This window comes from Lederbergia citrisecunda, from assembly GCF_018343695.1.
GTDB classification, from domain to species: domain Bacteria; phylum Bacillota; class Bacilli; order Bacillales; family Bacillaceae_C; genus Lederbergia; species Lederbergia citrisecunda.
In genome coordinates this window covers 1,262,747-1,285,669 of sequence record NZ_JAGYPJ010000001.1, presented here as the reverse complement: position 1 = coordinate 1,285,669, position 22,923 = coordinate 1,262,747, and the positions used below count along the sequence as shown (strand labels likewise).

Here is a 22,923-nt window from a genome sequence, read left to right as displayed (position 1 = left end):
TATTCTATTAAGATTTAGTGATAAATTAAAAGGAATGAGTTATTGGATGTAATGTTAGAGATGAAGCATTTTGTCTCATCTTTTTAGCTTAGGTGGAAAAATTAACTAGTATAGGAAAAATAAGTACTTGGAAGCTAAATGGCTTAACAAGGATAATCAACATACAGAATATAGAAATATGTTAACTAAAAAAAAACAATGTCTAATAAATATCTGCCTATCTTGAGAAGCATAGATACTTTCCATCGGAGGACTAATATGTACGACCCAACCGTTTTTGAGAATTTAAAAGTAGCATTCGAAAATCATATATACGATCTTGATAATATCGATCACATAATAACCATTTTGGACAGAGTGGATCGAATGGATTTAGCGGTTCTAGCTAGAGATTTTTCCATTCACTTCGCTTTGGTCGATCACCCAGATATAACAGCTGAAATAGTATTAGAGGCTTCTATAGAGGATTTAGCAGAGGAAATATTAGAATGGCCAGGTGCAAATCCAGGTTGTTCCATCACTTTACGATTTTATAAACGCATCGATAATGTAGCTATTCAGTGCAACGACATTGAGCAAGCATTAAATTCTATTTGGGAAAATGAAATTGAATTAACTCAAACCTTGAGTTTTAAGTATGCACAAGAAGGATCAGATTACATTGACACAATTGAAGTTAGATTTAAACATAAAATCAACGAGGAAAATATGAATGAAATCGGAGATTTTCTTGATCATGTATTAAAAACGTTGGAAGAACTATCTGAGATTTGATGATTGGTTAGAGAATACCTGGTCCTATAATGAATGGAAAATGAAAATAATCATTTGAACATCAGTAAAGGAACGAAAATAAGAAATGCAGGGATCAATACCCTGCATTTCTTAAAGTTATTTCAGAATTACTTTCTCTCCATCACAGCAAAATAGTTATTTTCACGATCAGCAAAATTAAATACTCTTCCAGATGGCATATTTACTATTTCCCCGACCGTAATATTTTTATCTGTCAAGTCCTTATATAACTTGTCTAGATCTTCAGAGAAAAACATTAAAGAAGGTGTACCAAGATTTAATTCAGGTTGCATTTTAGCGATTAAATCTTTGTTGTGGAGGACAATACTAGTTTGTGCTTCTTTTGATGGCGCAATTTCAATCCATCTCATTCCTTGACCAGTATCTGTTTCTGAAATGATAACGAACCCTACTTCTTCCGTCCAAAATTTTACTGACTCATCTTGATTTTGTACATATAACATGATTTGGCCAACTTGATTAATCATTTACATAGCCTCCTAAAAAAGTTAATAGCTAGACATCATTTTATCATAAGAGTTAAGATTTTTTAGTATTTCCACTTAATTTCTTTATATCAAGAACATTAAATCATATTTGGTTTACTGATTAGATGGTCGGCAAATAGTCCTCCAAATAGGAGGGAGGTGTTGCCGTATTAGACAGTATATGAAGCATTAACAATCATGATTTCCTTCGGAATATTGATTGTAGCTGTGTTGTCATTAAAAGATAAAGAATAAAACCGCCCTTGAGTTGGATACTAGGCGGTTTTGACTTTATTATATTTTTCATTCATTATGCTCTAAATAATTCATATATGAAAACAATCCTATTTTTTTTCAATAGCTAGTTCCGATATTCTATTTCTTTTTTCGTAAAATGATTGTAAAAATGCTTGTTCATAGGAAAAACCAGCTCTAATCAAAACTCGTTCATTAAAACGTGCAGCAGCAAGCTGTAATCCAACGGGAAGTCCGTTTTCTGCTGCTCCACAAGGTATTGATAATGCGGGTTGACTAGTTAAATTAAATACAGCAGGAAGCCGAATCATCGTATTAAATACACTATCTTGAATGCCATTAATCTCGACTATTTCCTCACCGATTTTTTGAGGAGTGATTGGTGTAGTAGGAGTAGCGATGACATCCACTGTTTCAAATAGCCGTTCGAATTGTGAAGTGAGTTGATCTTTTCTTTTTAATGCTTTTATATAATCAATGGCTGGAATCGAGTGGCTGTTTTCAAGAGAAGCTTTTACATCTAAACCATATGAATCTAACTCAGATAAGATAGATTCTTCGTGTACAAATCCAGCTTCTGACAATCCAATCGCAAAGGAAAGAGCAAGATCCTCAAGCGAATAGGGGATATCGATTTCGATAAGAATTGCTCCGAGACTCTCAAAATCTTTTAATGCTTTCTTATAAAATGTGGCAGTACTCTCGTCAATTCCCTCATTAAAATAGTTTTTCGGAACACCAATTCTTAATCCGCGTATATCTTCTGTCAATCTAGTTGAATAATTTATACCCGTCATGGCCTCTATCATAATGGCCAAATCATCTATATTTTTAGTTAGAGGGCCAATATGGTCAAGTGTCCAAGAAATATGTTTTACCCCAGAAGCATCAACTAACCCGTGTGTCGGTTTTAATCCAATAACACCACAGGATGCAGCGGGAATGCGTATGGAACCAGCTGTATCTGTTCCTATCGAAGCTACACTTAAAGAAGCTGCAACCGCTGCACCTGAGCCACCACTTGATCCACCTGGTGAATATTCATTATTCCATGGGTTTTTAACAGGTCCATAAAACGGATTGTTTGATGTAATCCCAAACGCAAATTCGTGCATATTGACTTTTCCTAAGTGAATAGCTCCTTCTCTTTGAAGGATGCGAACAACACCAGCATCTTTTTTAGGGATATTATTCTCATCGATTTTGGAGCCACTCGTCGTCCGTATGCCTTTCGTATTAAGATTATCTTTATAAGAGAGAGGGATTCCTTCTAAAGTTCCCACGGCTTCATTTGCTACATATTTTTTCTCTGCGATTTCAGCTTGTTGAAGTGCTAGATTTTCTGTTATCGTTATGTATGCATTCAAGTCCTGAAAAAGGTGGATTCTCTCTAAATACATTTTTGTAATTTCAACAGGAGAAAATAGTTTTTTCTCATAACCTTCTTTCAGCGAACGAATCGACAAATTTTCCATATTATCGAACCTCCACAAAATAGTATATTATTAGCTTACCATATCATTAGATTAAAAAGTCCTTCTAGCAACTAGTAATAAAATTAGGCGATTTTCTATATGATAAAGTAATGATTATTTTAGGAGTGTACAAGATGGAAACGTGGATTATTGAGATCATGGAAAAGTTTGGTTATATCGGAATCCTATTTTTAATCGCAATTGAAAACATTTTTCCACCCATACCCTCTGAAATAATCTTAACATTTGGTGGCTTTATGACGACTAAAACTAATCTTACTGTTTTAGGGATTGTGTGGTTCGCCACATTAGGGTCAGTTGTTGGAGCAGTTGTGTTATATGGAATTGGTCATCTTATCAATATCGATAGATTGGAAAAAATAGTTGAACAATACGGTCATATATTAAGATTAACAAAAGATGATTTACATAAGGCAGATGCTTGGTTTGCCAAATATGGAATGTGGACCGTGTTCTTTTGTCGATTTATTCCGTTGGTTCGAAGCTTGATTTCAATACCAGCAGGAATGGCTCATATGAATTTTGGTATTTTTCTACTATTAACATCTGTTGGAACGTTCATTTGGAATATTGTATTAATACGTTTAGGCGCTACAGTCGGAAAATCGTGGGAAGATATCGTTCAGATAATGGATGTTTATTCAAATATCATATATATTATTTTAGTAGTATTAATAGTAATGTTAGCCATACTATTTATGAAAAAAAGATTGTTTAGGAAGTAGGTTTTTTTATATGGAAATTACAGGACATACAGTAGAGCAGCTGCTTGATCCAACTGGAATTCTTGAAGGAGATCGATATGAATTTTTCCTCGATCTTGATGTACTTGAGGATGATGAACTTTTTTCGGAAAATGGTATCCAATTACGAGTAATTTTTTCTATCATTGGAGATGAAAAGCGAGTTGCAAATTATAATTTTATGGAACAAGTGACAAACCAGTTTTTGGATTTTGCGTTGGATGAAGAAGAGGAAAAAATGGTGGCGGATTATTGTTCTCAGCATCTTGATTGAACCACTTGACTTTTTATCATTTCATCGTCATAATATTATAAAATCACTGAACGTTGAAGAAGGACTAGTACGTAGGCCTTGTTGTGAAAGAGAGCGAGATTTATGAGCTGAAAGGTTTCGCCACAATTAATCTACAGAACCTGCCTTTAGAGTCTTATGAAAAAACATAAGCGCAGACCTCGCGTTATGAGGCAAAGTGAGATGGATATTACATCTAATTATGGTGGTACCGCGGAAGCAAAGCTCTTTCGTCCTTAAGCAAAGGGATGAAGGGGCTTTTTTATCATTTCCATATAATGTAAAGTGCAAGGGGATAGGAGTATGAGAAAGCAACGGATTGTTGTAAAAATTGGCAGTAGTTCATTAACAAATGAAAAGGGAGAAATTGATCAGGAGAAGCTAAATGACCATGTACAAGCAGTTGCTAAACTTCGCAAAGCTAGGCATGAAGTAATTTTGGTTTCTTCCGGAGCAGTTGCAGCCGGATTTGCTCGTCTAGGATATCCTTCTAGACCTGTTACAATCAAAGGAAGACAAGCTGCTGCTGCAGTAGGGCAGAGTGTATTGATTCAATCGTATATTGAAAAATTTAGCCAATACGAAATAATTCCTGCACAAATTCTTCTAACTCGAAATGACTTTTCCAATCGGGAAAGATACAGAAATGCTTATGCGACAATTATGGAATTACTTGAACGCGGAATTTTGCCAATAATCAATGAAAACGATACAGTTTCTGTGGAAGAATTGACCTTTGGAGATAATGACATGCTCTCTGCTCTAGTAAGTGGATTTGTTCATGCAGATCAGCTCATTATTTTAACTGATATTAACGGATTATATGATTCAAATCCTCGCCAAAATCCGCTGGCGAAGAAATTAGATTTATTAAATGAAATTACAGATGAAATGCTTTCAGCAACGAATGAAATAGGTTCTAAAGTCGGAACAGGCGGAATGAGGTCCAAATTGCTGGCAGCTAAAACAGCTACTTCTCTCGGTGTCCCTGTTTTTATCGGAAAGGGGCAGGGACCGGATAAATTGATGGATATCCTTCACGGTAATGGAGATGGCACGTATATTTCCAGCTCTGATTTTTCTCCAATCAATACGAGCCGACAGTGGATTGCCTTCCATTCAGAATCAACAGGGAAGATCTACGTCGACCAAGGTGCAGAAGAAGCGATTCTTTATAATGGAAAGAGTTTATTACCTGCAGGAGTATTCAAAATCAATGGCACCTTTCAAAAAGGTGATGTTGTAGAAGTCTTTGGGATTAATGGTTTAATAGGAAAAGGAGAAGTCAGCTATTCTTCCGACGAATTAAAAAAGGAAATAAAAAGAAGAAATGATGAAAAAGGAATGGAAGCTCTTGCACCTTCTATTGAAGTAATACATCGAAATCGTTGGGTGCAGGTTTAATGTATTTCAATCTTCAGATTAACAGATTGTCCATAACCAACTAATAGTAATTGATAAATTGGAGGGGTAGAAATGAGTGAGGTAATAAGAAAAGGGCGAGCGGCAAAGTTGGCGAGTTATTCACTCGTAACACTTTCCGCTGATGAGAAAAATGCTGCTTTGGCTTTGATTGCCAGTCAATTGCTAGAAGACAAAGCAACTATTCTTTTAGAAAATGAAAAGGATTTGGTTGAAGGGAAAAAGAATGGGTTAACAGATGCAGTGCTTGATCGCATAATGCTCAATGAAAAACGAATTATTGATATGTCCCATGGGATTCATCAATTAATCGAACTAACAGATCCTATTGGCGAAACGCTTGAAACGATTGAAAAAGACAATGGCTTACTCATACGTAAAAAACGTGTACCAATCGGTGTAATAGGGATGATTTATGAAGCGAGACCAAATGTGACAATCGATGCTGCAACACTCGCTCTTAAAACTGGAAACTCAGTTATATTAAGAGGTAGTTCTTCAGCAAAGTTTTCTAATATGGCTTTAATTAAATCAATTCATACTGCTCTTGAAAAAAGTGTCGTTCCTGTTGAATCTATTCAACTTATCGAAGACACGAGTCGTGAAACAGCTAAAGAACTTTTTCAGTTAAATGAATATTTAGATGTTCTGATTCCAAGAGGTGGGAAAAATTTAATAGATACTGTTGTTCGTGAATCAACTGTACCAGTTATTGAAACTGGAGCAGGAAATTGTCATATTTTTATTGATGAAAGCGGTAATGAAGGTATGACACAAGAAATCGTTTTGAATGCAAAATTACAGCGTCCCTCTGTGTGTAACGCTATAGAATCAATTCTCATCCATGAAAAGTGGTTTAACCAATTTGGCGAAAGTCTTTTAGAAAAGCTACATGAAAATAATGTAGAGATCTATGGTGATGAAAAAGTTGTCCAAGTAATTCCTCCTGCAAAACTTGCTTCTGAAGAAGATTGGGAGACTGAATACCTTGGGTTAACCGTCAGTGTAAAAGTAGTAAACTCCTTGGAAGAAGCTATCGACCATATAAATAAATATGGAACGCAACATTCAGAAGCGATTATTACCGACGACGAAAAAAATGCAGCGATCTTTTTAAGCAGCGTTGATGCAGCTGCTGTTTACCATAACGCTTCAACTAGATTTACAGATGGTTTCGAATTTGGTTATGGTGCTGAAATTGGAATTAGCACACAAAAACTACATGCAAGAGGACCAATGGGATTACAAGCACTTACTTCAAGTAAATTTTTTATTTATGGGAATGGGCAAGTACGTATATAATTAAGGGAGACAAAAAAGGAGATGGCATTTTTGAAAGATTATCAAATTGATGTACAGCTAAGCACAACTAAAAAAGAAAAGCCTGCATTTAACCAGCTTTCCTTCGGTACTGTATTTACGGACCATATGTTCGTAATGGATTATACGAAAGGAAAAGGTTGGCACGATGCAAGGATTATTCCTTATCAGCCGATTATGTTGGACCCCGCTGCAATTATTTTTCATTATGGGCAGACTGTTTTTGAAGGACTTAAAGCATATAAAACGAAAGAAGAAGAAGTCGTATTATTTAGACCTGATGAAAATATGAAACGATTGAATCGTTCTAATCAAAGGTTATGCATACCTGAAATCGATGAGGAATTTGCTTTATTTGCCTTAAAAAAGCTGATTTCCATAGATAAAGATTGGGTTCCGAACGTAGAAGGCACGTCTCTCTATGTTCGTCCATTTATTTTTGCAGATGAGCCTTATTTAGGAGTATCTCCTTCAGATACGTATAGATTTATGATTATTTTATCACCTGTTGGAGCTTATTATAAGGAAGGAATCAATCCTGTTAAGATTGCCGTTGAAAGTGAATTTGTCCGTGCTGTTAAAGGTGGAACTGGTAATGCAAAAACAGCTGGGAACTATGCCGCATCTTTAAAAGCACAAGAAGAAGCGGAAGCAGAAGGCTTTTCGCAAGTTCTTTGGCTAGATGGAAAAGAACATAAATATATTGAAGAAGTTGGCAGTATGAATGTGTTCTTTAAAATAAATGGAGAAGTCGTGACACCTGAATTAAATGGCAGTATTTTAGAAGGTATTACAAGAAAATCGGTATTAGAACTTTTACACTATTGGAATATTCCAGTCGTTGAAAGAAGAATATCAATTGATGAAATTTTCCAAGCCTACCATGCAGGTGAATTAGAGGAAGCATTCGGTACAGGAACAGCCGCAGTCATTTCTCCAATCGGCGAGCTCTTTTGGCAAGGTGAAAAAATTACTATTAACAATGGAAACACAGGAGATATTTCGAAAAAAATATATGAGTCATTAACAGGCATCCAAACAGGCAATCACGAAGATCCATTTGGGTGGAGAGTAAAAGTAGATTAAACAAGATGTGTTCATATTTGCCATAGCAAGTGATAAATGCCACTTGCTATGGTTCCTTGTGTTTTGAGTTTTTTAAGTTTTCATTTTACATAAACAATTCAACGAGAGAGGTAACATTGTCTACATTTTTCCTTAGGTATCATAGAAAAAATGCAGACAATGTAATAAATAAAAAACTGCTGCAAACCTTATGGTTAAGAATGAGGCGGAAGCAGTGATTATGGGCTGTATTGAAATTCCGATTATTTTATCTGATGTTGAAATGGATGTCCCCTTCATTGATCCAAATGAAATTATTGCAAAACGAGTTGTAAAAATAGCAAAATATAACTAGAACTTTTGAATATATTATAAAAACTATATATTTAGGAGGAGTCCAATGAGTATTGAAGCTGAGTATTTAAGAATCATTATCGAAAGATTTAAAAGTGTCAAAAGTCTTGGAGATAAGACAATCGAACAATTATCAGAAAACGAGATTCATTGGAGAATAAATGAAGATTCAAACAGTATTGCTATCATTTCGAAGCATTTAAGTGGAAACATGATTTCAAGATGGACTGATTTCCTTCATTCGGACGGTGAAAAGCCTGATAGGAATCGCGAACAGGAATTCGCAGATGATCTATCATCAAAAAATGACATGATAGAGTATTTGGAAAAAGGCTGGAATACACTTTTTGAGGCGCTAAAAAGTTTAAAAGAAGAGGATTTACTTAAAAATGTATTTATTCGCGGCGAAAAACATTTAGTTATTGATGCAATTGAAAGACAGTTAGCCCATTATTCCTATCATGTTGGGCAGATTGTTTATATTGGTAAGCAACTAAAAGGTGAGAATTGGGAAAGCTTGAGTATCCCGAGAGGAAAATCAGAAGCATATTTACAGGAAATGTTGAAAAAGCATCAACCTAAATAGTTCTTTACTTCAAAACGTTCAGAATAACTGAACGTTTATTTTTTTTATTGAAAACTAAAAAAGACTATGCTATATTAGCACCAATACTTATTAAAGAAGTTTAATAAGTTTACAGAATTACGAGGTGTTTTATTTTGAACGATCAATTCACTACTCCAAAAACAATGAAATCTGTTATTTATCGTAGGATTCGCTCAACTCTTTTAGAACAAGGAAGTTCAACAAAGGTCGAACTGAGCGATACATTAGGGATTAGTTTCCCAACGATTAGTAAGTTTTTATCAAAGATGGAGAAGGAAGGAGAGCTTTTATTAGTTGGTCTTGATCAATCTAGCGGGGGAAGAAGAGCGAAAAGATTTGCTTACAATCCGGAGCATATGTTAGGTTTAGCCATTTTTTTAGAAAGAACAGAAACAAATTTTACAATTTTTAATTGTTTAGGTGAAGTAAAGGAACAGAGTAAAACAAATAGTGTAGATAATATAGACAGACTAACAAAACTAATAGATGCAATTTTAGTGAAATATCCAAAGATTAGTTCTATCGCCATTGGAGTTCCCGGGTCTGTTGATAATGGTCGGGTATTTTTTATACCAGACTACGAACATTTCCAAGATGTTGATTTAAAAAAGTACTATGAGGATTATTTTTCCATCCCAGTTGTAGTAGAAAATGATATGAATGCGGCCGTACTTGGATATTACAAATATAAAGGAAGTAAAGAAAATCAATCACTTATATATTTATCTTCTGGACAAAATGGGCCAGGTTCAGGAATTATGATTAATGGAGAAGTGGTACGAGGAAGTACTTTTTTCTCAGGAGAGGTTTCATTTGTCCCTTTATATGATGATCGTAATTTTCTTCAAGCATTAGGAAATAAAAGTAAATCATTTCGAGAGGATAATAAAATTGATGCCGTTGCTAGATTAATCGCTTCGTTTACAGCTATCATTAACCCGCATACTTTTATTTTTTGTAGTGACGAAGTGACCGCATCTAGTATAGAGGAAATTACTTTATCAAGTTCAAAATATATTCCTCGAGCGCATCTTCCGGAAATTACAATGAGCGATTGGAAACAAGACTATTTGCTTGGATTACAGAGTCTTGGTCTTGGATTAATGATTTCAAATACAGGAATGTAGAAGAAGTAATGGATTACTTCAAAAAAGGTGGTTACATAAATGGCAACATTCTTTTTAATACTTATTTATTTAGCGTTTATTAGTCTAGGTTTACCAGATTCATTGTTAGGGGTAGCTTGGCCAGCAATGCAACCTGAATTTGGGGCGAGACTTGAAACTGCTGGAGTGCTTTTCATGATAATAGCTGGAGGCACAATTATTTCTAGTCTTTCAAGCGGGACAGTTATTGGAAAATTAGGAACTGGAAAAGTCACATTTATTAGTGTATTTATGACGGCAGTCGCTTTACTTGGATTTTCATATGCACCATCATTTATTTGGTTAGTAATATTTGCTATTCCACTTGGACTAGGTGCAGGTTCTGTTGATGCAGCATTAAACAATTATGTTGCTACACATTACAAAGCTCATCATATGAGCTGGTTACATTGTTTCTGGGGAGTAGGTGCCACTCTTGGACCTATCATCATTGCTCAATTTATTTCAGAGCAAAATGCTTGGAGAAACGGATATTTTACGATTGCTGGAATACAATTTGTTCTAGTAATCATTCTTTTCTTTAGCTTACCTTTATGGAATAAAGTTGGAAATCGAAGCAATAATCATTTAAGTGAAGAACAAGATGATACGAATGCTAATATTGATGAAAGTGTTAAAAATACAAGACCTTTGAAAATTAGAGGAGTAAAATTAGCACTGATAGCTTTTTTATTCTACTGTGGCGTAGAAGCAACTATGGGACTTTGGGGAAGTAGTTATTTGGTAAATGTGAAGGAATTGCCAGTAGAGGTTGCTGCAAGATGGGTTTCTTTATATTACGGTGGGATTACGATTGGAAGATTTGTAACAGGTTTTATTACATTAAAAGTAACCAATAAAATGCTAATTAGGGCAGGGCAAATGATTGCATTAGCTGGAGCGTTATGTCTATTCTTGCCACTATCTCCGGGTTTCTCGTTAGTAGGTTTTATTTTGGTAGGTCTAGGATTAGCACCTATATTTCCAAGTATGTTGCATGAAACTCCTGCACGTTTTGGTAAGAAACATTCTCAAACAATTATGGGTTATCAAATGGCTGTTGCGTATACAGGTGCTACTTTCTTACCGCCTCTATTTGGTTTAATTGCATCTCATTCTACGATAAAACTTTTCCCATTGTTTATTGTTATTTTTGTGGCTGTAATGCTTTTAGGGTCGGAAAAATTAAATGAACTGTTTAGAAAAAAGCCAATAACAAACATCCCAAATTCATCTGCTAGTTAAAAATAAAATGAACATGTCGTAGGTAATTCCACTTATAATTATCAATTTTAACTCTAAATATTTGTGAAGGAGATAGAAAAACGTCATTTTTTCTATCTCCTTTTTATTATTTCAATTAAGACAGTGTATTTTTGTTTAAACACATTGTTAAGAGGGGAATATGTGATACGTATCCGGAAAACATAAAATAAAACTATTTGGAGGATGTTGTATGGTAACAGCTTCGGACAAACAATTAAAGGTTTATTGTGACACGGAATACGAGACATTACATAAAGTCATTTTATGCGAGCCAAAGTATATGAAGATCAAAGAAGTTATTAACGAAACGCAAAAACAATACAAAAAGGAAAATATTGATTCGAAGCTTGCGACGATTCAGCATAGGGAATTCATCAAGTCGCTGCGACAACAAGGTGTAGAGGTGATTCTCATCCCTCCATCCCAACAATATCCAGAACAAGTATTTACTCGTGATATCGGGTTTACGATTGGGAGTACGTTGTTTGTTGCAGAGATGGCAAATGATATTAGATTAGGTGAGGAGCAAGCTCTAAAGAATATTTTAATGGAAAAGAGAATTCTCTTTCAGGACTTAACAAAAGGAATTATAGAAGGCGGAGACGTCATTATTAATAGGAATACTGTCTATATTGGGATTAGTAGCAGGACAAATGATAAGGCTATGGAACAATTGAAAAAGTTCTTAACAGATTACGAAATAGTTCCAATCCCATTTGACGAACAATATCTTCATTTAGATTGTGTTTTCAATATTATTTCTCCAAACGAGGCTTTATATTTTCCAGGAGCTTTAAATCAAAAAACGATTGAATTGTTGAAAACAAGATTTCAATTAGTTGAAGTAACAGCAAATGAACAATTTACTCTAGGCACGAATGTCCTATCCATAGGAAAGAAAAGAGTATTTAGCTTACCTATTAATAAGAATGTAAACAGAAAGCTGAAAGAATTGGGTTTTAATGTTATTGAAGTTGATATTACAGAAATCATAAAATCTGGAGGCTCATTTCGCTGTTGTACATTACCAGTATTAAGAGAAAGACATAAATAATAAGGATATAAAAAATTGATCTTTTTGATTATCAAACTGTTTTGTGTAAAAGGTTTAGTCTTTTTGACTTTGCCTTTTTTCATTTACTTTTATTTTTATTTTAACAAGAAAAAACATTCATATATAAAGAAAATCGGAAGTATATCCAAAATTTGGCCAGATACACCAAGAATATGTCCTTTTTGACCATGAATAAAGAATTTTTAGAAAGTAAAATGATACATAACTTAGTAACAGAGTTTTATTGAATCTGTATCATTGTTTAGGGGGCTACCATGAAAATCATATTTATTTCATTGGATACATTAAGAGCAAATAGGCTCGGTTGTTATGGATATCATTTACCTACAAGTCCATATATTGATGAAATCGCGGAGCAAGGTGTACTTTTTGAAAGCGCTTTCGCATCTGATATTCCTACTGAAGTTGCCCATACGAGTATCTTTACGGGAAAAGTTGGTTTATCAACTGGCGTTGTTTCACATGGTTCATCATTGACTCATTTACCTAAAGAAGTCGATTGGTTCCCGACTATTTTGCGAAACGCAGGCTATACTACAGGAGCGGTAGACAATTTATACAATTTAAAAGAATGGTTTGCAAGAGGGTATCAATATTATATTAACACCGTGGGTAAAACAAGATGGATTGACGGGAAGACAATTAATAGTCTTGCGAAACCATGGCTTAAAGAGCATAAAGACAAAGATTTCTTTCTATTTCTTCATTATTGGGATCCTCATACCCCATATTTACCACCTAAAGATTATATCCCATCATTTTATGATTTTAGTAAAAATCAATATGATCCAACTAATAAAAGCATGGAACGAGCTTTTAATCATCCTGCTTATCCATTTTTTAAATATCATCATTATGATTTGCTTGGAAATATTACGGATGCAAAGTATGTTAATTCACTATACGATGCAGAAATAAGATATTTGGATGATTTATTAAAAGAATTAGATGAGTATCTTAACGAGTTAGGTATAAAAGATGAAACGATGCTAGTCTTATTTGGCGATCATGGAGAAAGCTTAACAGAGCACGATATTTATTGGGATCATTGTGGTCTATATGATCAAACTGTCCACATTCCATTAATCATCCGGTGGCCACATTTTATTCCGCCAGGTAAAAGGGTTCGGGGCTTAGTGCAGCATGCTGATCTTATGCCTACAATCCTTGAAGCACTTAATCTTGAAATACCATCAGGATTGGATGGAAAAAGTCTTTTCCCATTAATTAATGGAAGAGAGCATGAGCAGCATACGGAAATCTATTTAAGTGAATGTGCATGGCAAGCGGCACGGGGAATTCGCACTGAGAAGTATAAATATATAGAAACATACGATTCGGGACCTTTTACGAGACCTCCTGCTGAACTTTATAACGTAATAGAAGATCCTAATGAAGAACATAATCTTATTGGGAGCCTTCCTGAACAAGCATCAGCATTTCAGCAACAATTATCCAAATGGGTGAATGACAAAATCCAATATAGAGAAGATCCGATGCAATATGTGTTAAGAAAACAAGGATTGCCTTTCAAACGAAGGATTGAAAAAGTCCTTAGTGAGTATAGTTTAAGTTGGGATGATTGGAAAGCGAATCCAAAAAGAGAAAGAATTGATTTAGCAACAAGGAAAGCATAAATAGTCATTATGTGATGGATGTCTAAGCAATGTTATTTGAATAAAAGGGAGGTTATAAAATCAATTAACTAAATATTTGAAACAATTATATTTTTCAATAATAACAGTAGGGGGATAATGTATGAGGTCATCTATTAAACTTGGCTTTATGATTCTTGTCATCTTTTCATTAATAATCGTAGGGTGTTCACCAAAAAGTAATCAGACCTCCAATGAACCACAGAAAGAAAGCCCTGATGGTGATGGAAAAACTCAACCAGAAGTAGTAGATGTTTCTGAAATAACTGAGTTTCATCAATCACCTATGTTAGATGGTATGGATTTACCGGATCTAAAGGATAGGCTTCCGAAAGAACCTAAAATTCCAAATGAAATGCCACCTGAATATCTTCAATTCGAAATTGGAAAGTATGGAGGTACATTAAATACAGTAGCTCAGTCTCCTACATGGGACCCAGACTTTTTTGTAATGAGCAACGAACCATTATTAAACACACCAGGAATTCTCGGTGAAGAAGTAACAGGAAATGTATTGAAAGATTATGAAGTTTCCGATGATGAAAAAGAATTTACATTTCATATGAGAGAAGGACTTAAATGGTCCGATGGAGAGCCCGTCACAACGGAGGATGTAAGGTTTGCTATCGAGGATTTCCAGCTTAATAAGGAATTGATGCCAATTTTACCTGCATGGCTTCATTCTGGTGGAAATGTTGAAGGAACTCCATTAAAACTTGAAGTGGTCGATGACTATACATTTAAAATATCATTCGATGAACCAAATGGAGGATTTCCGATTAGCTTAGCAATCCAAAGCTGGAGAGGGTATGCTGATCTTCTAAAACCAGCTCATTACCTTAAGCAGTTCCATAAAGATTATGCGGATAAAGATGAACTAAAAAAATTAATTGCCGAACATAAATTTGAGGAAGATCAAGAAGTGAGCTGGGTGAATCTATTTAACTATATGGATATTACTGAAAGAGAAATGAGTCATCCAAATGCAGTCGGATTTCCTGTTTTATATCCGTGGAAGCTTAAAGAAATGACAAAAACATATGGATTATACGAAAGAAATCCATATTATTTTAAAGTGGATACAGCAGGAAATCAATTACCATACATTGATAATGTGAAAAGTGCTATTGTTCAAGACATTGAAATGACAGGATTGAAGATTATTGCAGGGGAAGTAGACTTTAACCGAGAAGCAACAGCATTGTCCAAAATGCCTGTTTATAGAGAAAACGCAGAAAAAGGTGGATATGAAGCGTTACTAGCAAATATGCACTTAACTCCAACTGATGTCATGTTGAATTTAACTTATAAAAATGAAAATTGGCGTAAAGTGGTCAATGATGTCCGCTTTAGAAAAGCACTAAATTATGCTATCGATCGTGATGAAATTATCGACACACTCTATTACGGCTTTGCCGAACCATCCACAGTTATCGATAGTACGTTGGATTTAGATAAGGCGAATGCTTTATTAGATGAGATGGGAATGGAAAAAGATTCCGATGGATACCGTAAAGGACCGGACGGAAAACGATTTACGATTCCATTTGAAGTACAAGCCGCAGCTCCAGATATTGTTCCGTTAGCTGAATTACTTACAGAAATGTGGAAAGAAATTGGAATCCATGTAACTGTAAAAACATTAGATTCAGCATTATGGGGAACAAGAAATGCTGCGAATGAGCTACAAGCAACGATTATTTGGACACATACCCCACTGTACTACATGCAGGATTGGGGGCAGGGATTCTGGGGAAATCTTTGGAATGCTTGGTGGAATTCAGGTGGAGAAAAAGGTGAAGAGCCACCAGAAGATGTTAAAGAATTCTACCGATTAATGAACAAGATGAATGTTAGCCCACCGGAAGAAGCGGTCAAAATAATGGATACGTTGAGAGAAAAAATGCATGAAAATATTTACTACTTCGTTCATATTGAGCACGTGAAACAGCCGTTAATTGTTAATTCCAAGTTAGGGAATATAACAGATAAAGGAACCGCTATCAGCATTAACTTTGCCGGGGAACAAATGTTTTTTAGAGAATAATACGGAAAACAAAAAAACTTAGGTAGTAGGTTGTATTACTGCCTAAGTTTTTCTTAAAAATTCGTAAATAAAGGAGATTCAAAGATGCTTACATACATTGGACAAAGACTTTTACAATTAATTCCATTGCTGATCGCCATCAGTATCATCTCCTTTGCGCTCATTCAATTACCACCAGGCGATTATTTAACTACGTATATTAATCAATTAGAATTATCAGGTACCGAAGTATCCGAAGGTACTGTCATTAGTTTAAAAAGGCAGTATGGATTAGATAAACCGATATACGTTCAATATTTTATATGGATTAAAAACATCGTCCTACATGGTGATTTCGGCCGTTCTTTTACTTGGAATGAACCGGTTGCTGATGTTATCGGGGAACGACTCGGGTTAACTATAGTGATTTCAATCATGACTCTCATTTTTACCTGGATCGTCGCCATTCCAATTGGTATATATTCCGCTGTTCGTCAATATTCCATTTTAGATTACGTATTTACCTTAATAGGATTTATCGGCCTTGCTTTGCCGAATTTTTTGATTGCACTTGTTGTCGTCTACACAGTTTTTGTTAATACAGGTATAGCTATAACGGGATTGTTTTCACCTGAGTACGCATCAGCCCCATGGAGTATAGCTAAATTCTTTGATATGCTTCAAAGAATTTGGGTACCCATCCTGATTATCGGAACTGCTGGAACAGCTGGGTTAATAAGGGTTATGCGTGGAATGCTCTTGGACGAATTACAAAAACAATATGTCATCACTGCACGTGCAAAAGGATTAAAAGAAGGAAAACTATTATTCAAGTATCCTGTGAGAATGGCAATTAATCCATTGATCAGCACCATTGGTTGGACGTTACCTGCGATTATTTCAGGTGAAGCAATTGTTTCCATCGTACTTAATTTACCGACGACTGGACCAATGTTGTTAGATGCATTAATGACGCAAGATATGTATCTAGCCGGGAGTTTTATATTCATATTAAGTGTCCTAACCGTTATAGGGACGTTAATTTCTGATATTTTGCTAGCGTGGATCGATCCAAGGATTAGGTTTGGGGGTGTACAGGAATGAAGCTAGTTTTTAATAAAAAGACAACACCTAACATAACAGTAAACAATAAAAAAATAGACGAAGATTACGAAGTTGCCTCCCAATGGAAGTTAATGTGGTGGAAATTTAAGAAACATAAACTAGCGATTATATCTGCTCCCATCCTAACGATACTCATCATTATCGCGGCATTTTCTGAATTCTTAAGTCCGCATTTGCCGCTAGAACGCTTTTCTGATTATAAATATGCGCCACCTCAAAAATTGCATTTCATTCACCCTGATAAAGGTTTTAGCCTCAGACCTTTTGTATATGATTTGAAGCAAGAAATGGATGAGAAAACATTCCGTAGAACATTTGCAGAGGATGCGAGTAAAACACATTCCATTCATTTTTTTGTAAAGGGAAAGGAATATAAATTTTGGGGATTATTTAAAACAAAAACTCACATTGTTGGATTAAAAGATCCTGATGCTCCTTTTTTTATAATGGGAACTGATTCATTAGGAAGGGATTTGTTTACTAGGACACTGTACGGTTCCAGAATATCTTTATCTTTTGCGTTTCTCGGTATCATTCTGACAGTTATTCTAGGAATCATTTTAGGTGGAATCTCAGGTTATTTTGGAGGAGTCACGGATACTGTAATTCAACGTATAATCGATTTATTATTATGTATTCCTACTATTCCTTTATGGATGGCACTTGCTGCTGCTCTTCCATCAGACTGGTCACCTAGTAAAATATACCTAGGTATGGTCATGATATTTTCGATAATCGGTTGGACCGGTTTAGCTCGTGTAGTAAGAGGAAAAATTTTATCTCTTCGTGAAGAAGATTTTACAATGGCGGCAAGACTTGCTGGAGCGAGCAATATGAGAATAATTACAAAACATTTAATACCTTCTTTTGCAAGTTACATCATCATAAGTGTCACTATATCAATTCCGGCAACGATTCTAGGTGAAACATCTTTAAGTTTCCTAGGATTAGGGCTGCAGCCACCAGTTGTAAGTTGGGGAGTTTTACTAGGAGAATCACAAAAATTAGAAAATCTAGCTCATCATCCATGGTTGCTTTGGCCAGCGGCATTTATTATAGTAGCAGTTCTCGTATTTAATTTCCTTGGTGATGGCTTGCGAGATGCAGCGGATCCTTATAAATAAAGGAGGATGGCGAAAGTGGAGACAATTGAAGCGAAGGAGCAAAATATTTATTCCAAAATAGAAGATAGTGATGAAATCATTCTAGAAACAAATAATTTAAAGGTGCATTTTAAGCTTGATGAAGGGCTATTAGAAGCTGTAAATGGTGTAGATATTAGGATTAAGAAAAAGAAAACATTAGGAATTGTTGGAGAAAGTGGGAGCGGAAAGAGCGTTACTGCAAAGGCAATTATGCAAATAGTAGAATCACCTGGACAAGTAGAAGGGGAAATAAAGTTTCGTCGTAGAGATAACACCATTGTTGATATTGGAAAGCTTTCTCCTAAAGGAGATGAAGTAAGAGACATCAGAGGTGGAGAAATATCAATGATTTTTCAAGAACCTATGAAAGCCTTTTCTCCCATACATACAATAGGAAATCAACTTATTGAAGGAATTATGCTACATGTGACAAAAGATGAAAAGGAAGCTAGAAACATTGCGATTGAGACATTGAGAAGTGTAGGAATGTCTAATCCAGAGCAAAGAATTGATCAATATCCTCACGAACTCTCGGGAGGAATGAGACAAAGAGCAATGATCGCGATGGCACTGTGCTGTAATCCTTCCATTCTGATTGCGGACGAACCGACGACTGCATTGGATGTCACAGTTCAAGCTCAAGTGTTAGATTTAATTAATAATCTTAAAGAAAAATCGGGATCCGCAGTCATTTTTATTACACATGATTTGGGAGTCATCGCAGAAATGTCTGACGATGTTGCCGTCATGTATTTAGGTAAAGTCGTAGAATATACGGACGTTGATACTTTATTCTTTGGTGCAGTGCATCCATACACCCAAGGACTATTACGATCAATCCCAACAATATCTTTAAAGAATCAAAGGCTTGAGTCCATTGAAGGGACAGTGCCTATTCCTATGAATCTTCCAAAAGGGTGTGGATTTTATTCCAGATGTAAGTTTGCAAAAGATGGAGTTTGTAATGTTGATGATATCCCGCTCGTAAAAGTAAAAGAAAATCATTTTGTTAGATGTGTATTAGCAAAAGAACAATAACAAGGGGGCATCTTCGGTAATGGATGATAATATTCTTGAAGTACATTCGATGAAAAAATATTTTCCTATTAAAAAAGGATTTTTTAAAAGAACAGTAGGGCAAATAAAGGCAGTAGATGATGTTTCATTTTATGTGAAAGAAGGTGAAACATTTGGTCTAGTAGGTGAATCTGGATGCGGTAAATCTACTTTAGGAAAAAGCTTATTGAGAGCAATTGAACCAACAGAAGGTTCAGTGAAATTTAAAAACCGGCATAATGAAACGGTTAATGTAATGGACTTAGACTATAGGCAGTTACGAGATATTAGAAGAGATATGCAGCTAATATTTCAAGATCCTTACTCTTCATTAAATCCGCGTATGACGGTTTTAAATATTATTGGCGAGCCAATTATTTGTAATAAGTTGGCAAAAGGTGAGGAATTAAGGGAAAGAGTTAAGCACTTAATGGAAATTGTCGGATTAAACAGCCGACATTTAGAGCGATATCCCCATGCCTTTAGTGGAGGACAAAGGCAAAGAATTGGAATCGCCCGTGCATTAGCTACAAATCCGAAATTTCTTGTTTGCGATGAAGCTGTTTCCGCTTTGGACGTATCTATACAGGCACAAATTATTAATTTATTAGAAGACCTTCAGAAATCTTTAAATTTAAGTTATTTATTTATTTCACATGATTTAGGTGTGATTCAGCATATTTCAGACAGGGTTGGTGTCATGTATGTTGGAAAAATGGTCGAAACAGCAACGACAGAAGAATTGTTTACAAATCCAAAACATCCATACACAGAGGCATTATTATCTGCAAAACCCATTCCAAACCCAAGATTAAAAAAAGAAAGAATCATCCTAAAAGGAGAAGTGGCAAATCCAGCTAATCCGCCATCAGGATGTTATTTTCATCCAAGATGCCCTTACGCTCAAGAAATTTGTAAATTGCAAGCACCTTCCTTCAAAGAAGTAAGTCCAGGTCACCAAGTCGCTTGTCATTTCGCAGGGGAATTAGATTTAAAAGGATCTGTCGCAATATGAACCCTATACTCTTACTTTTCATCGTTTTCATAATAGCCATCTTTTCAATTATGGTTGCTTCGATATGGTTCATGAATATCTTTACGAGAAAATATATAGGTGAAAAGCATATGGTTCTTGATGAACTTACAAAAGGAGAGGTTCCTGAACTTTGGTCAAGAAAATATAAAGATAAACGGATGAAGTTCGAACATAAAGGTCAAATGGAAAAAGCAAATAAATTACAAAGTGATGCGATTAGGGATTATATGAAAAAACTTAATAAAATCGTTACTTATATACAAAAAACTAGTTTAGTAGATAGTGAAGAAACCCGTTCCTCAATTCTCTCTGATTTGGAAAAAACGCGTCATTGCTGGAGGGAGAATAAGGTTCATGAATGATAAGAATACTGGAAAAGAATGGATGTCAAATCTGGTCGTATTGTTAATGGGCATTATCTCTACCGGAATTGGATTAGTACTTTGGTTTGTTTTGAAGGATACATTCTTGACCATATTACTTTTCAACTCAATTGACAAATGGAAAGTACCAGCAGCCGATCAATTCAGCTTTTTAATACTCGGTATTCTTTGGCTCATATTTGTTTTTATCGTGTTCCATTACTATAACAAGGGAAAACAAACTGGTCGTTTTCTTTCCCTGTTTTTACTGATAACGGGATTACAGTCATTTCTACTGTTTTTTTGTGAAAGTATTATGATCATTTTGGACAAAGGGATATTGTCGAATATTTTTCTATTAGTCAGCGAATTTTTGCTTGGATGTATTTTTATTTCCTGGTCACTTTTTATTAAAGCAAAGAGAAAGAATCATAATGTTTCCGCAAAAATTTAATAAAGGAAGTAGGTTTAATTATGGATGTCGGTGTTGTTTCAAGAAGCTTTCCTCAGTTAAGTAATCAAGAAACTGCTATGCTTTTATCTGAAAAAGGATTCAAATGGACCGAGCTTTGCTTCTCACAAACAGATTCGAATTATTGGGTGTATAACGGACGGTCAGATATGAAAAGCTTAACAGATGAAGAGAGTATTCAAATTGTAGAGACCTATCGTAATAAAGGGGTGGAAGTAAGTTCCATCGGAGTTTTTACGAATCTATTGGAAAGAGATGAAAAAGAGGCGGAGGAAAATCTTGCGTATTTTGAACGTTTAATCGAAATCGCAAGTATCAATCATGTCCCGTACGTATCGACTGAATGTGGGTTTATCCCTGGGAAAAGGGGTGTGAATGCCGATACGTATGAATCAGATTTTCAAAGAATAGTAGAAAATGTAAAACGTCTATCAAAAAAAGCAGAAAAATATAATGTTTCAATTGCAATTGAACCTTGTGTATTAGATATCATCCCAAGTGCAAAGCGGATGGTCGATTTTATTGATCAAGTAGGCTCAAATCGAGTAAAAGTATTGTTGGATCCAGCCAATTTAATTGCAAATAATTCTGAGGAAGATATGTTTGCTTACTTATCTCCTCATATCGCCTATTTTCACGGAAAAGATCGAAAAGTAAATGATACATATGGTCGAGCCATAGGTGATGGTGATATTAATTGGCCATTATTTTTACATTTGTATCATAAATATACAGAGGATGTCCCTTTTATTATGGAGTATGTAAATATCGATAATTTTTGCGATATCCGTGATCGGGTCGTTCGTTTTGATGAAATGGCATCTTTTCAATATAAATAAAGGGACGTCATACAGACATCCCTTTACTAGATTACAGCTGAACCGCAGGCTTTTTTCTATAAACAACAGGAAAATCATCTCCAACTAAAATTTCACCAGGCTGTACTGATACAAACGGCTCCATGGGATGAGAACCAGTTGGTTCATAACGAACATGGCCAGGCATATAGTGGACTGCAATAGCTCGTCTTTTTCTTTGAGATATATTTGGCCCGCTTCCATGCCAAGTTAGACAATGGTGGTACCCGACTTGACCTTTTTTGATTTCAAACGGAACAGGTTTAATGTTAACACCTTCCGGCAATAATTCAGGTTTCGTATGGTGTGGCTTATAGTCAGCAGTATTTTGTAAATATTGTTGATGATCCCCCCATTTATGACTACCAGGAACCATCCACATACAGCCATTTTCAATTGTCGCATCATCTAGTGCAACCCAGGCGCTTACAAGATCTGCCGGTTGAATAATTGGCCATGCAGGGTGATCTTGATGCCAGTCACCAGGTCCACCAATCACAGGAGGTTTGTATTGAACTTGATCGTGCCAGATTCGCAAGACTTCTGTTTTGCACAGCTGGGCAACTTCTTCACATAGTGTTTCATTAGCAGCGTGGTTTAGATATGCTTCACTCGCCATCCACATATTTACGATTTGGACGACTGTATCTTTTTTCGCCATTTTCATCGCAAATTCGGAATTATCATTCATATCGCGGTTTAATACAGGTTTTTTTACAGATTTGCCTTCCATTACTAAATCGAGTTGCTCACGAAGGATTTCAACTTCTTCATCATTTAAGATGACATCACCTTTGACAAATCCATACTCTTCGAATTCTTTTAATTGTTGAGCACTTAACAACATTTCTCATCCTTTCGCATAT

At 35.4% G+C, this 22,923-nt stretch carries 23 protein-coding genes, 1 pseudogene and 1 other annotated feature; of the genes and pseudogenes, 21 read left to right on the top strand and 3 right to left on the bottom strand.

Annotation, left to right across the window (positions count from 1 at the left end; translation table 11 throughout):
- Positions 1-258: 258 nt before the first annotated feature.
- Positions 259-774 (top strand): hypothetical protein, encoded by a 516-nt coding sequence (locus KHA93_RS06455; protein WP_213109986.1) that lies wholly within the window; start codon positions 259-261, stop codon positions 772-774.
- A gap of 128 nt (positions 775-902) precedes the next feature.
- Here KHA93_RS06455 and KHA93_RS06450 read toward each other — a convergent pair whose 3' ends face one another.
- Positions 903-1,283: a VOC family protein gene (locus KHA93_RS06450; RefSeq protein WP_213109985.1), complete on the bottom strand. Its 381-nt coding sequence runs from the start codon at positions 1,281-1,283 to the stop codon at positions 903-905.
- 180 nt (positions 1,284-1,463) lie between these two features.
- Here KHA93_RS06450 and KHA93_RS23830 point away from each other — a divergent pair.
- Positions 1,464-1,538, top strand: a pseudogene (locus tag KHA93_RS23830) (putative holin-like toxin); the annotation flags it as partial.
- Between the two features lie 89 nt (positions 1,539-1,627).
- On the opposite strand, the gene KHA93_RS06445 reads toward KHA93_RS23830, so the two are convergent.
- A complete protein-coding gene (locus KHA93_RS06445; RefSeq protein ID WP_213109984.1) occupies positions 1,628-3,013 on the bottom strand; it encodes an amidase in 1,386 nt (461 codons plus the stop codon).
- Positions 3,014-3,147: 134 nt separating this feature from the next.
- Between KHA93_RS06445 and KHA93_RS06440 the strand changes: the two genes are divergently transcribed.
- The 19 genes from KHA93_RS06440 (at position 3,148) to KHA93_RS06350 (ending at position 22,039) form a co-directional block, all read left to right on the top strand.
- Complete coding sequence (locus KHA93_RS06440) at positions 3,148-3,759, top strand: DedA family protein (RefSeq protein WP_213109983.1); 612 nt, start codon at positions 3,148-3,150, stop codon at positions 3,757-3,759.
- Between the two features lie 10 nt (positions 3,760-3,769).
- Positions 3,770-4,051: a DUF6509 family protein gene (locus KHA93_RS06435; protein ID WP_213109982.1), complete on the top strand. Its 282-nt coding sequence runs from the start codon at positions 3,770-3,772 to the stop codon at positions 4,049-4,051.
- Positions 4,052-4,095: 44 nt separating this feature from the next.
- Positions 4,096-4,310: a binding site (T-box leader), on the top strand.
- 62 nt (positions 4,311-4,372) lie between these two features.
- Positions 4,373-5,473, top strand: a complete 1,101-nt coding sequence (proB, locus tag KHA93_RS06430; RefSeq protein ID WP_213109981.1) for a glutamate 5-kinase — start codon at positions 4,373-4,375, stop codon at positions 5,471-5,473.
- A 72-nt stretch (positions 5,474-5,545) separates the two neighbouring features.
- The gene (locus KHA93_RS06425; protein ID WP_213109980.1) at positions 5,546-6,793 is read left to right on the top strand and encodes a glutamate-5-semialdehyde dehydrogenase; all 1,248 of its coding nucleotides are present in this window, start codon (positions 5,546-5,548) and stop codon (positions 6,791-6,793) included.
- A gap of 30 nt (positions 6,794-6,823) precedes the next feature.
- Positions 6,824-7,897: a branched-chain amino acid aminotransferase gene (locus KHA93_RS06420; RefSeq protein ID WP_213109979.1), complete on the top strand. Its 1,074-nt coding sequence runs from the start codon at positions 6,824-6,826 to the stop codon at positions 7,895-7,897.
- Positions 7,898-8,087: 190 nt separating this feature from the next.
- Positions 8,088-8,231 (top strand): hypothetical protein, encoded by a 144-nt coding sequence (locus KHA93_RS06415; RefSeq protein ID WP_213109978.1) that lies wholly within the window; start codon positions 8,088-8,090, stop codon positions 8,229-8,231.
- A gap of 45 nt (positions 8,232-8,276) precedes the next feature.
- Positions 8,277-8,816, top strand: coding sequence for a DUF1572 family protein (locus KHA93_RS06410; protein WP_213109977.1), 540 nt, complete (start codon positions 8,277-8,279; stop codon positions 8,814-8,816).
- 134 nt (positions 8,817-8,950) lie between these two features.
- Positions 8,951-9,964, top strand: coding sequence for an ROK family transcriptional regulator (locus KHA93_RS06405; RefSeq protein ID WP_233711063.1), 1,014 nt, complete (start codon positions 8,951-8,953; stop codon positions 9,962-9,964).
- Between the two features lie 39 nt (positions 9,965-10,003).
- Complete coding sequence (locus KHA93_RS06400; protein WP_213109976.1) at positions 10,004-11,227, top strand: MFS transporter; 1,224 nt, start codon at positions 10,004-10,006, stop codon at positions 11,225-11,227.
- Positions 11,228-11,438: 211 nt separating this feature from the next.
- Positions 11,439-12,302 (top strand): dimethylarginine dimethylaminohydrolase family protein, encoded by an 864-nt coding sequence (locus tag KHA93_RS06395; protein WP_213109975.1) that lies wholly within the window; start codon positions 11,439-11,441, stop codon positions 12,300-12,302.
- A 275-nt stretch (positions 12,303-12,577) separates the two neighbouring features.
- Positions 12,578-13,960, top strand: coding sequence for a sulfatase family protein (locus KHA93_RS06390; RefSeq protein WP_213109974.1), 1,383 nt, complete (start codon positions 12,578-12,580; stop codon positions 13,958-13,960).
- A 121-nt stretch (positions 13,961-14,081) separates the two neighbouring features.
- Positions 14,082-16,025 (top strand): ABC transporter substrate-binding protein, encoded by a 1,944-nt coding sequence (locus tag KHA93_RS06385; protein WP_213109973.1) that lies wholly within the window; start codon positions 14,082-14,084, stop codon positions 16,023-16,025.
- A gap of 84 nt (positions 16,026-16,109) precedes the next feature.
- Positions 16,110-17,108 (top strand): ABC transporter permease, encoded by a 999-nt coding sequence (locus KHA93_RS06380; protein ID WP_213109972.1) that lies wholly within the window; start codon positions 16,110-16,112, stop codon positions 17,106-17,108.
- Positions 17,105-18,253, top strand: coding sequence for an ABC transporter permease (locus KHA93_RS06375; protein WP_213109971.1), 1,149 nt, complete (start codon positions 17,105-17,107; stop codon positions 18,251-18,253). Before KHA93_RS06380 ends, KHA93_RS06375 begins: the two co-directional genes overlap by 4 nt.
- 15 nt (positions 18,254-18,268) lie before the next feature.
- A complete protein-coding gene (locus KHA93_RS06370; protein WP_349772263.1) occupies positions 18,269-19,312 on the top strand; it encodes an ABC transporter ATP-binding protein in 1,044 nt (347 codons plus the stop codon).
- Positions 19,313-19,331: 19 nt separating this feature from the next.
- Entirely contained in the window at positions 19,332-20,345 is a 1,014-nt protein-coding gene (locus KHA93_RS06365) for an ABC transporter ATP-binding protein (RefSeq protein WP_213109969.1), read from the top strand.
- Positions 20,346-20,455: 110 nt separating this feature from the next.
- A complete protein-coding gene (locus KHA93_RS06360; protein ID WP_213109968.1) occupies positions 20,456-20,728 on the top strand; it encodes a hypothetical protein in 273 nt (90 codons plus the stop codon).
- Complete coding sequence (locus KHA93_RS06355; RefSeq protein WP_213109967.1) at positions 20,721-21,182, top strand: hypothetical protein; 462 nt, start codon at positions 20,721-20,723, stop codon at positions 21,180-21,182. Before KHA93_RS06360 ends, KHA93_RS06355 begins: the two co-directional genes overlap by 8 nt.
- A 20-nt stretch (positions 21,183-21,202) precedes the next feature.
- On the top strand, positions 21,203-22,039 hold the full coding sequence (locus KHA93_RS06350) for a sugar phosphate isomerase/epimerase family protein (protein ID WP_213109966.1): 837 nt from the start codon (positions 21,203-21,205) through the stop codon (positions 22,037-22,039).
- A 31-nt stretch (positions 22,040-22,070) separates the two neighbouring features.
- Here KHA93_RS06350 and KHA93_RS06345 read toward each other — a convergent pair whose 3' ends face one another.
- Positions 22,071-22,904, bottom strand: coding sequence for a phytanoyl-CoA dioxygenase family protein (locus KHA93_RS06345; RefSeq protein WP_233711062.1), 834 nt, complete (start codon positions 22,902-22,904; stop codon positions 22,071-22,073).
- Positions 22,905-22,923: the final 19 nt, after the last annotated feature.

Excerpts from the sequence above, each read along its gene's own strand:
- KHA93_RS06455 (WP_213109986.1), top strand. The coding sequence starts at position 259 with ATGTACGACCCAACCGTTTTTGAGAATTTAAAAGTAGCATTCGAAAAT.
- KHA93_RS06450 (WP_213109985.1), bottom strand. The coding sequence starts at position 1,283 with ATGATTAATCAAGTTGGCCAAATCATGTTATATGTACAAAATCAAGAT.
- KHA93_RS06445 (WP_213109984.1), bottom strand. The coding sequence starts at position 3,013 with ATGGAAAATTTGTCGATTCGTTCGCTGAAAGAAGGTTATGAGAAAAAA.
- KHA93_RS06440 (WP_213109983.1), top strand. The coding sequence starts at position 3,148 with ATGGAAACGTGGATTATTGAGATCATGGAAAAGTTTGGTTATATCGGA.
- KHA93_RS06435 (WP_213109982.1), top strand. The coding sequence starts at position 3,770 with ATGGAAATTACAGGACATACAGTAGAGCAGCTGCTTGATCCAACTGGA.
- proB (WP_213109981.1), top strand. The coding sequence starts at position 4,373 with ATGAGAAAGCAACGGATTGTTGTAAAAATTGGCAGTAGTTCATTAACA.
- KHA93_RS06425 (WP_213109980.1), top strand. The coding sequence starts at position 5,546 with ATGAGTGAGGTAATAAGAAAAGGGCGAGCGGCAAAGTTGGCGAGTTAT.
- KHA93_RS06415 (WP_213109978.1), top strand. The coding sequence starts at position 8,088 with ATGGTTAAGAATGAGGCGGAAGCAGTGATTATGGGCTGTATTGAAATT.
- KHA93_RS06410 (WP_213109977.1), top strand. The coding sequence starts at position 8,277 with ATGAGTATTGAAGCTGAGTATTTAAGAATCATTATCGAAAGATTTAAA.
- KHA93_RS06400 (WP_213109976.1), top strand. The coding sequence starts at position 10,004 with ATGGCAACATTCTTTTTAATACTTATTTATTTAGCGTTTATTAGTCTA.
- KHA93_RS06395 (WP_213109975.1), top strand. The coding sequence starts at position 11,439 with ATGGTAACAGCTTCGGACAAACAATTAAAGGTTTATTGTGACACGGAA.
- KHA93_RS06390 (WP_213109974.1), top strand. The coding sequence starts at position 12,578 with ATGAAAATCATATTTATTTCATTGGATACATTAAGAGCAAATAGGCTC.
- KHA93_RS06385 (WP_213109973.1), top strand. The coding sequence starts at position 14,082 with ATGAGGTCATCTATTAAACTTGGCTTTATGATTCTTGTCATCTTTTCA.
- KHA93_RS06380 (WP_213109972.1), top strand. The coding sequence starts at position 16,110 with ATGCTTACATACATTGGACAAAGACTTTTACAATTAATTCCATTGCTG.
- KHA93_RS06375 (WP_213109971.1), top strand. The coding sequence starts at position 17,105 with ATGAAGCTAGTTTTTAATAAAAAGACAACACCTAACATAACAGTAAAC.
- KHA93_RS06365 (WP_213109969.1), top strand. The coding sequence starts at position 19,332 with ATGGATGATAATATTCTTGAAGTACATTCGATGAAAAAATATTTTCCT.
- KHA93_RS06360 (WP_213109968.1), top strand. The coding sequence starts at position 20,456 with ATGGTTCTTGATGAACTTACAAAAGGAGAGGTTCCTGAACTTTGGTCA.
- KHA93_RS06355 (WP_213109967.1), top strand. The coding sequence starts at position 20,721 with ATGAATGATAAGAATACTGGAAAAGAATGGATGTCAAATCTGGTCGTA.
- KHA93_RS06350 (WP_213109966.1), top strand. The coding sequence starts at position 21,203 with ATGGATGTCGGTGTTGTTTCAAGAAGCTTTCCTCAGTTAAGTAATCAA.
- KHA93_RS06345 (WP_233711062.1), bottom strand. The coding sequence starts at position 22,904 with ATGTTGTTAAGTGCTCAACAATTAAAAGAATTCGAAGAGTATGGATTT.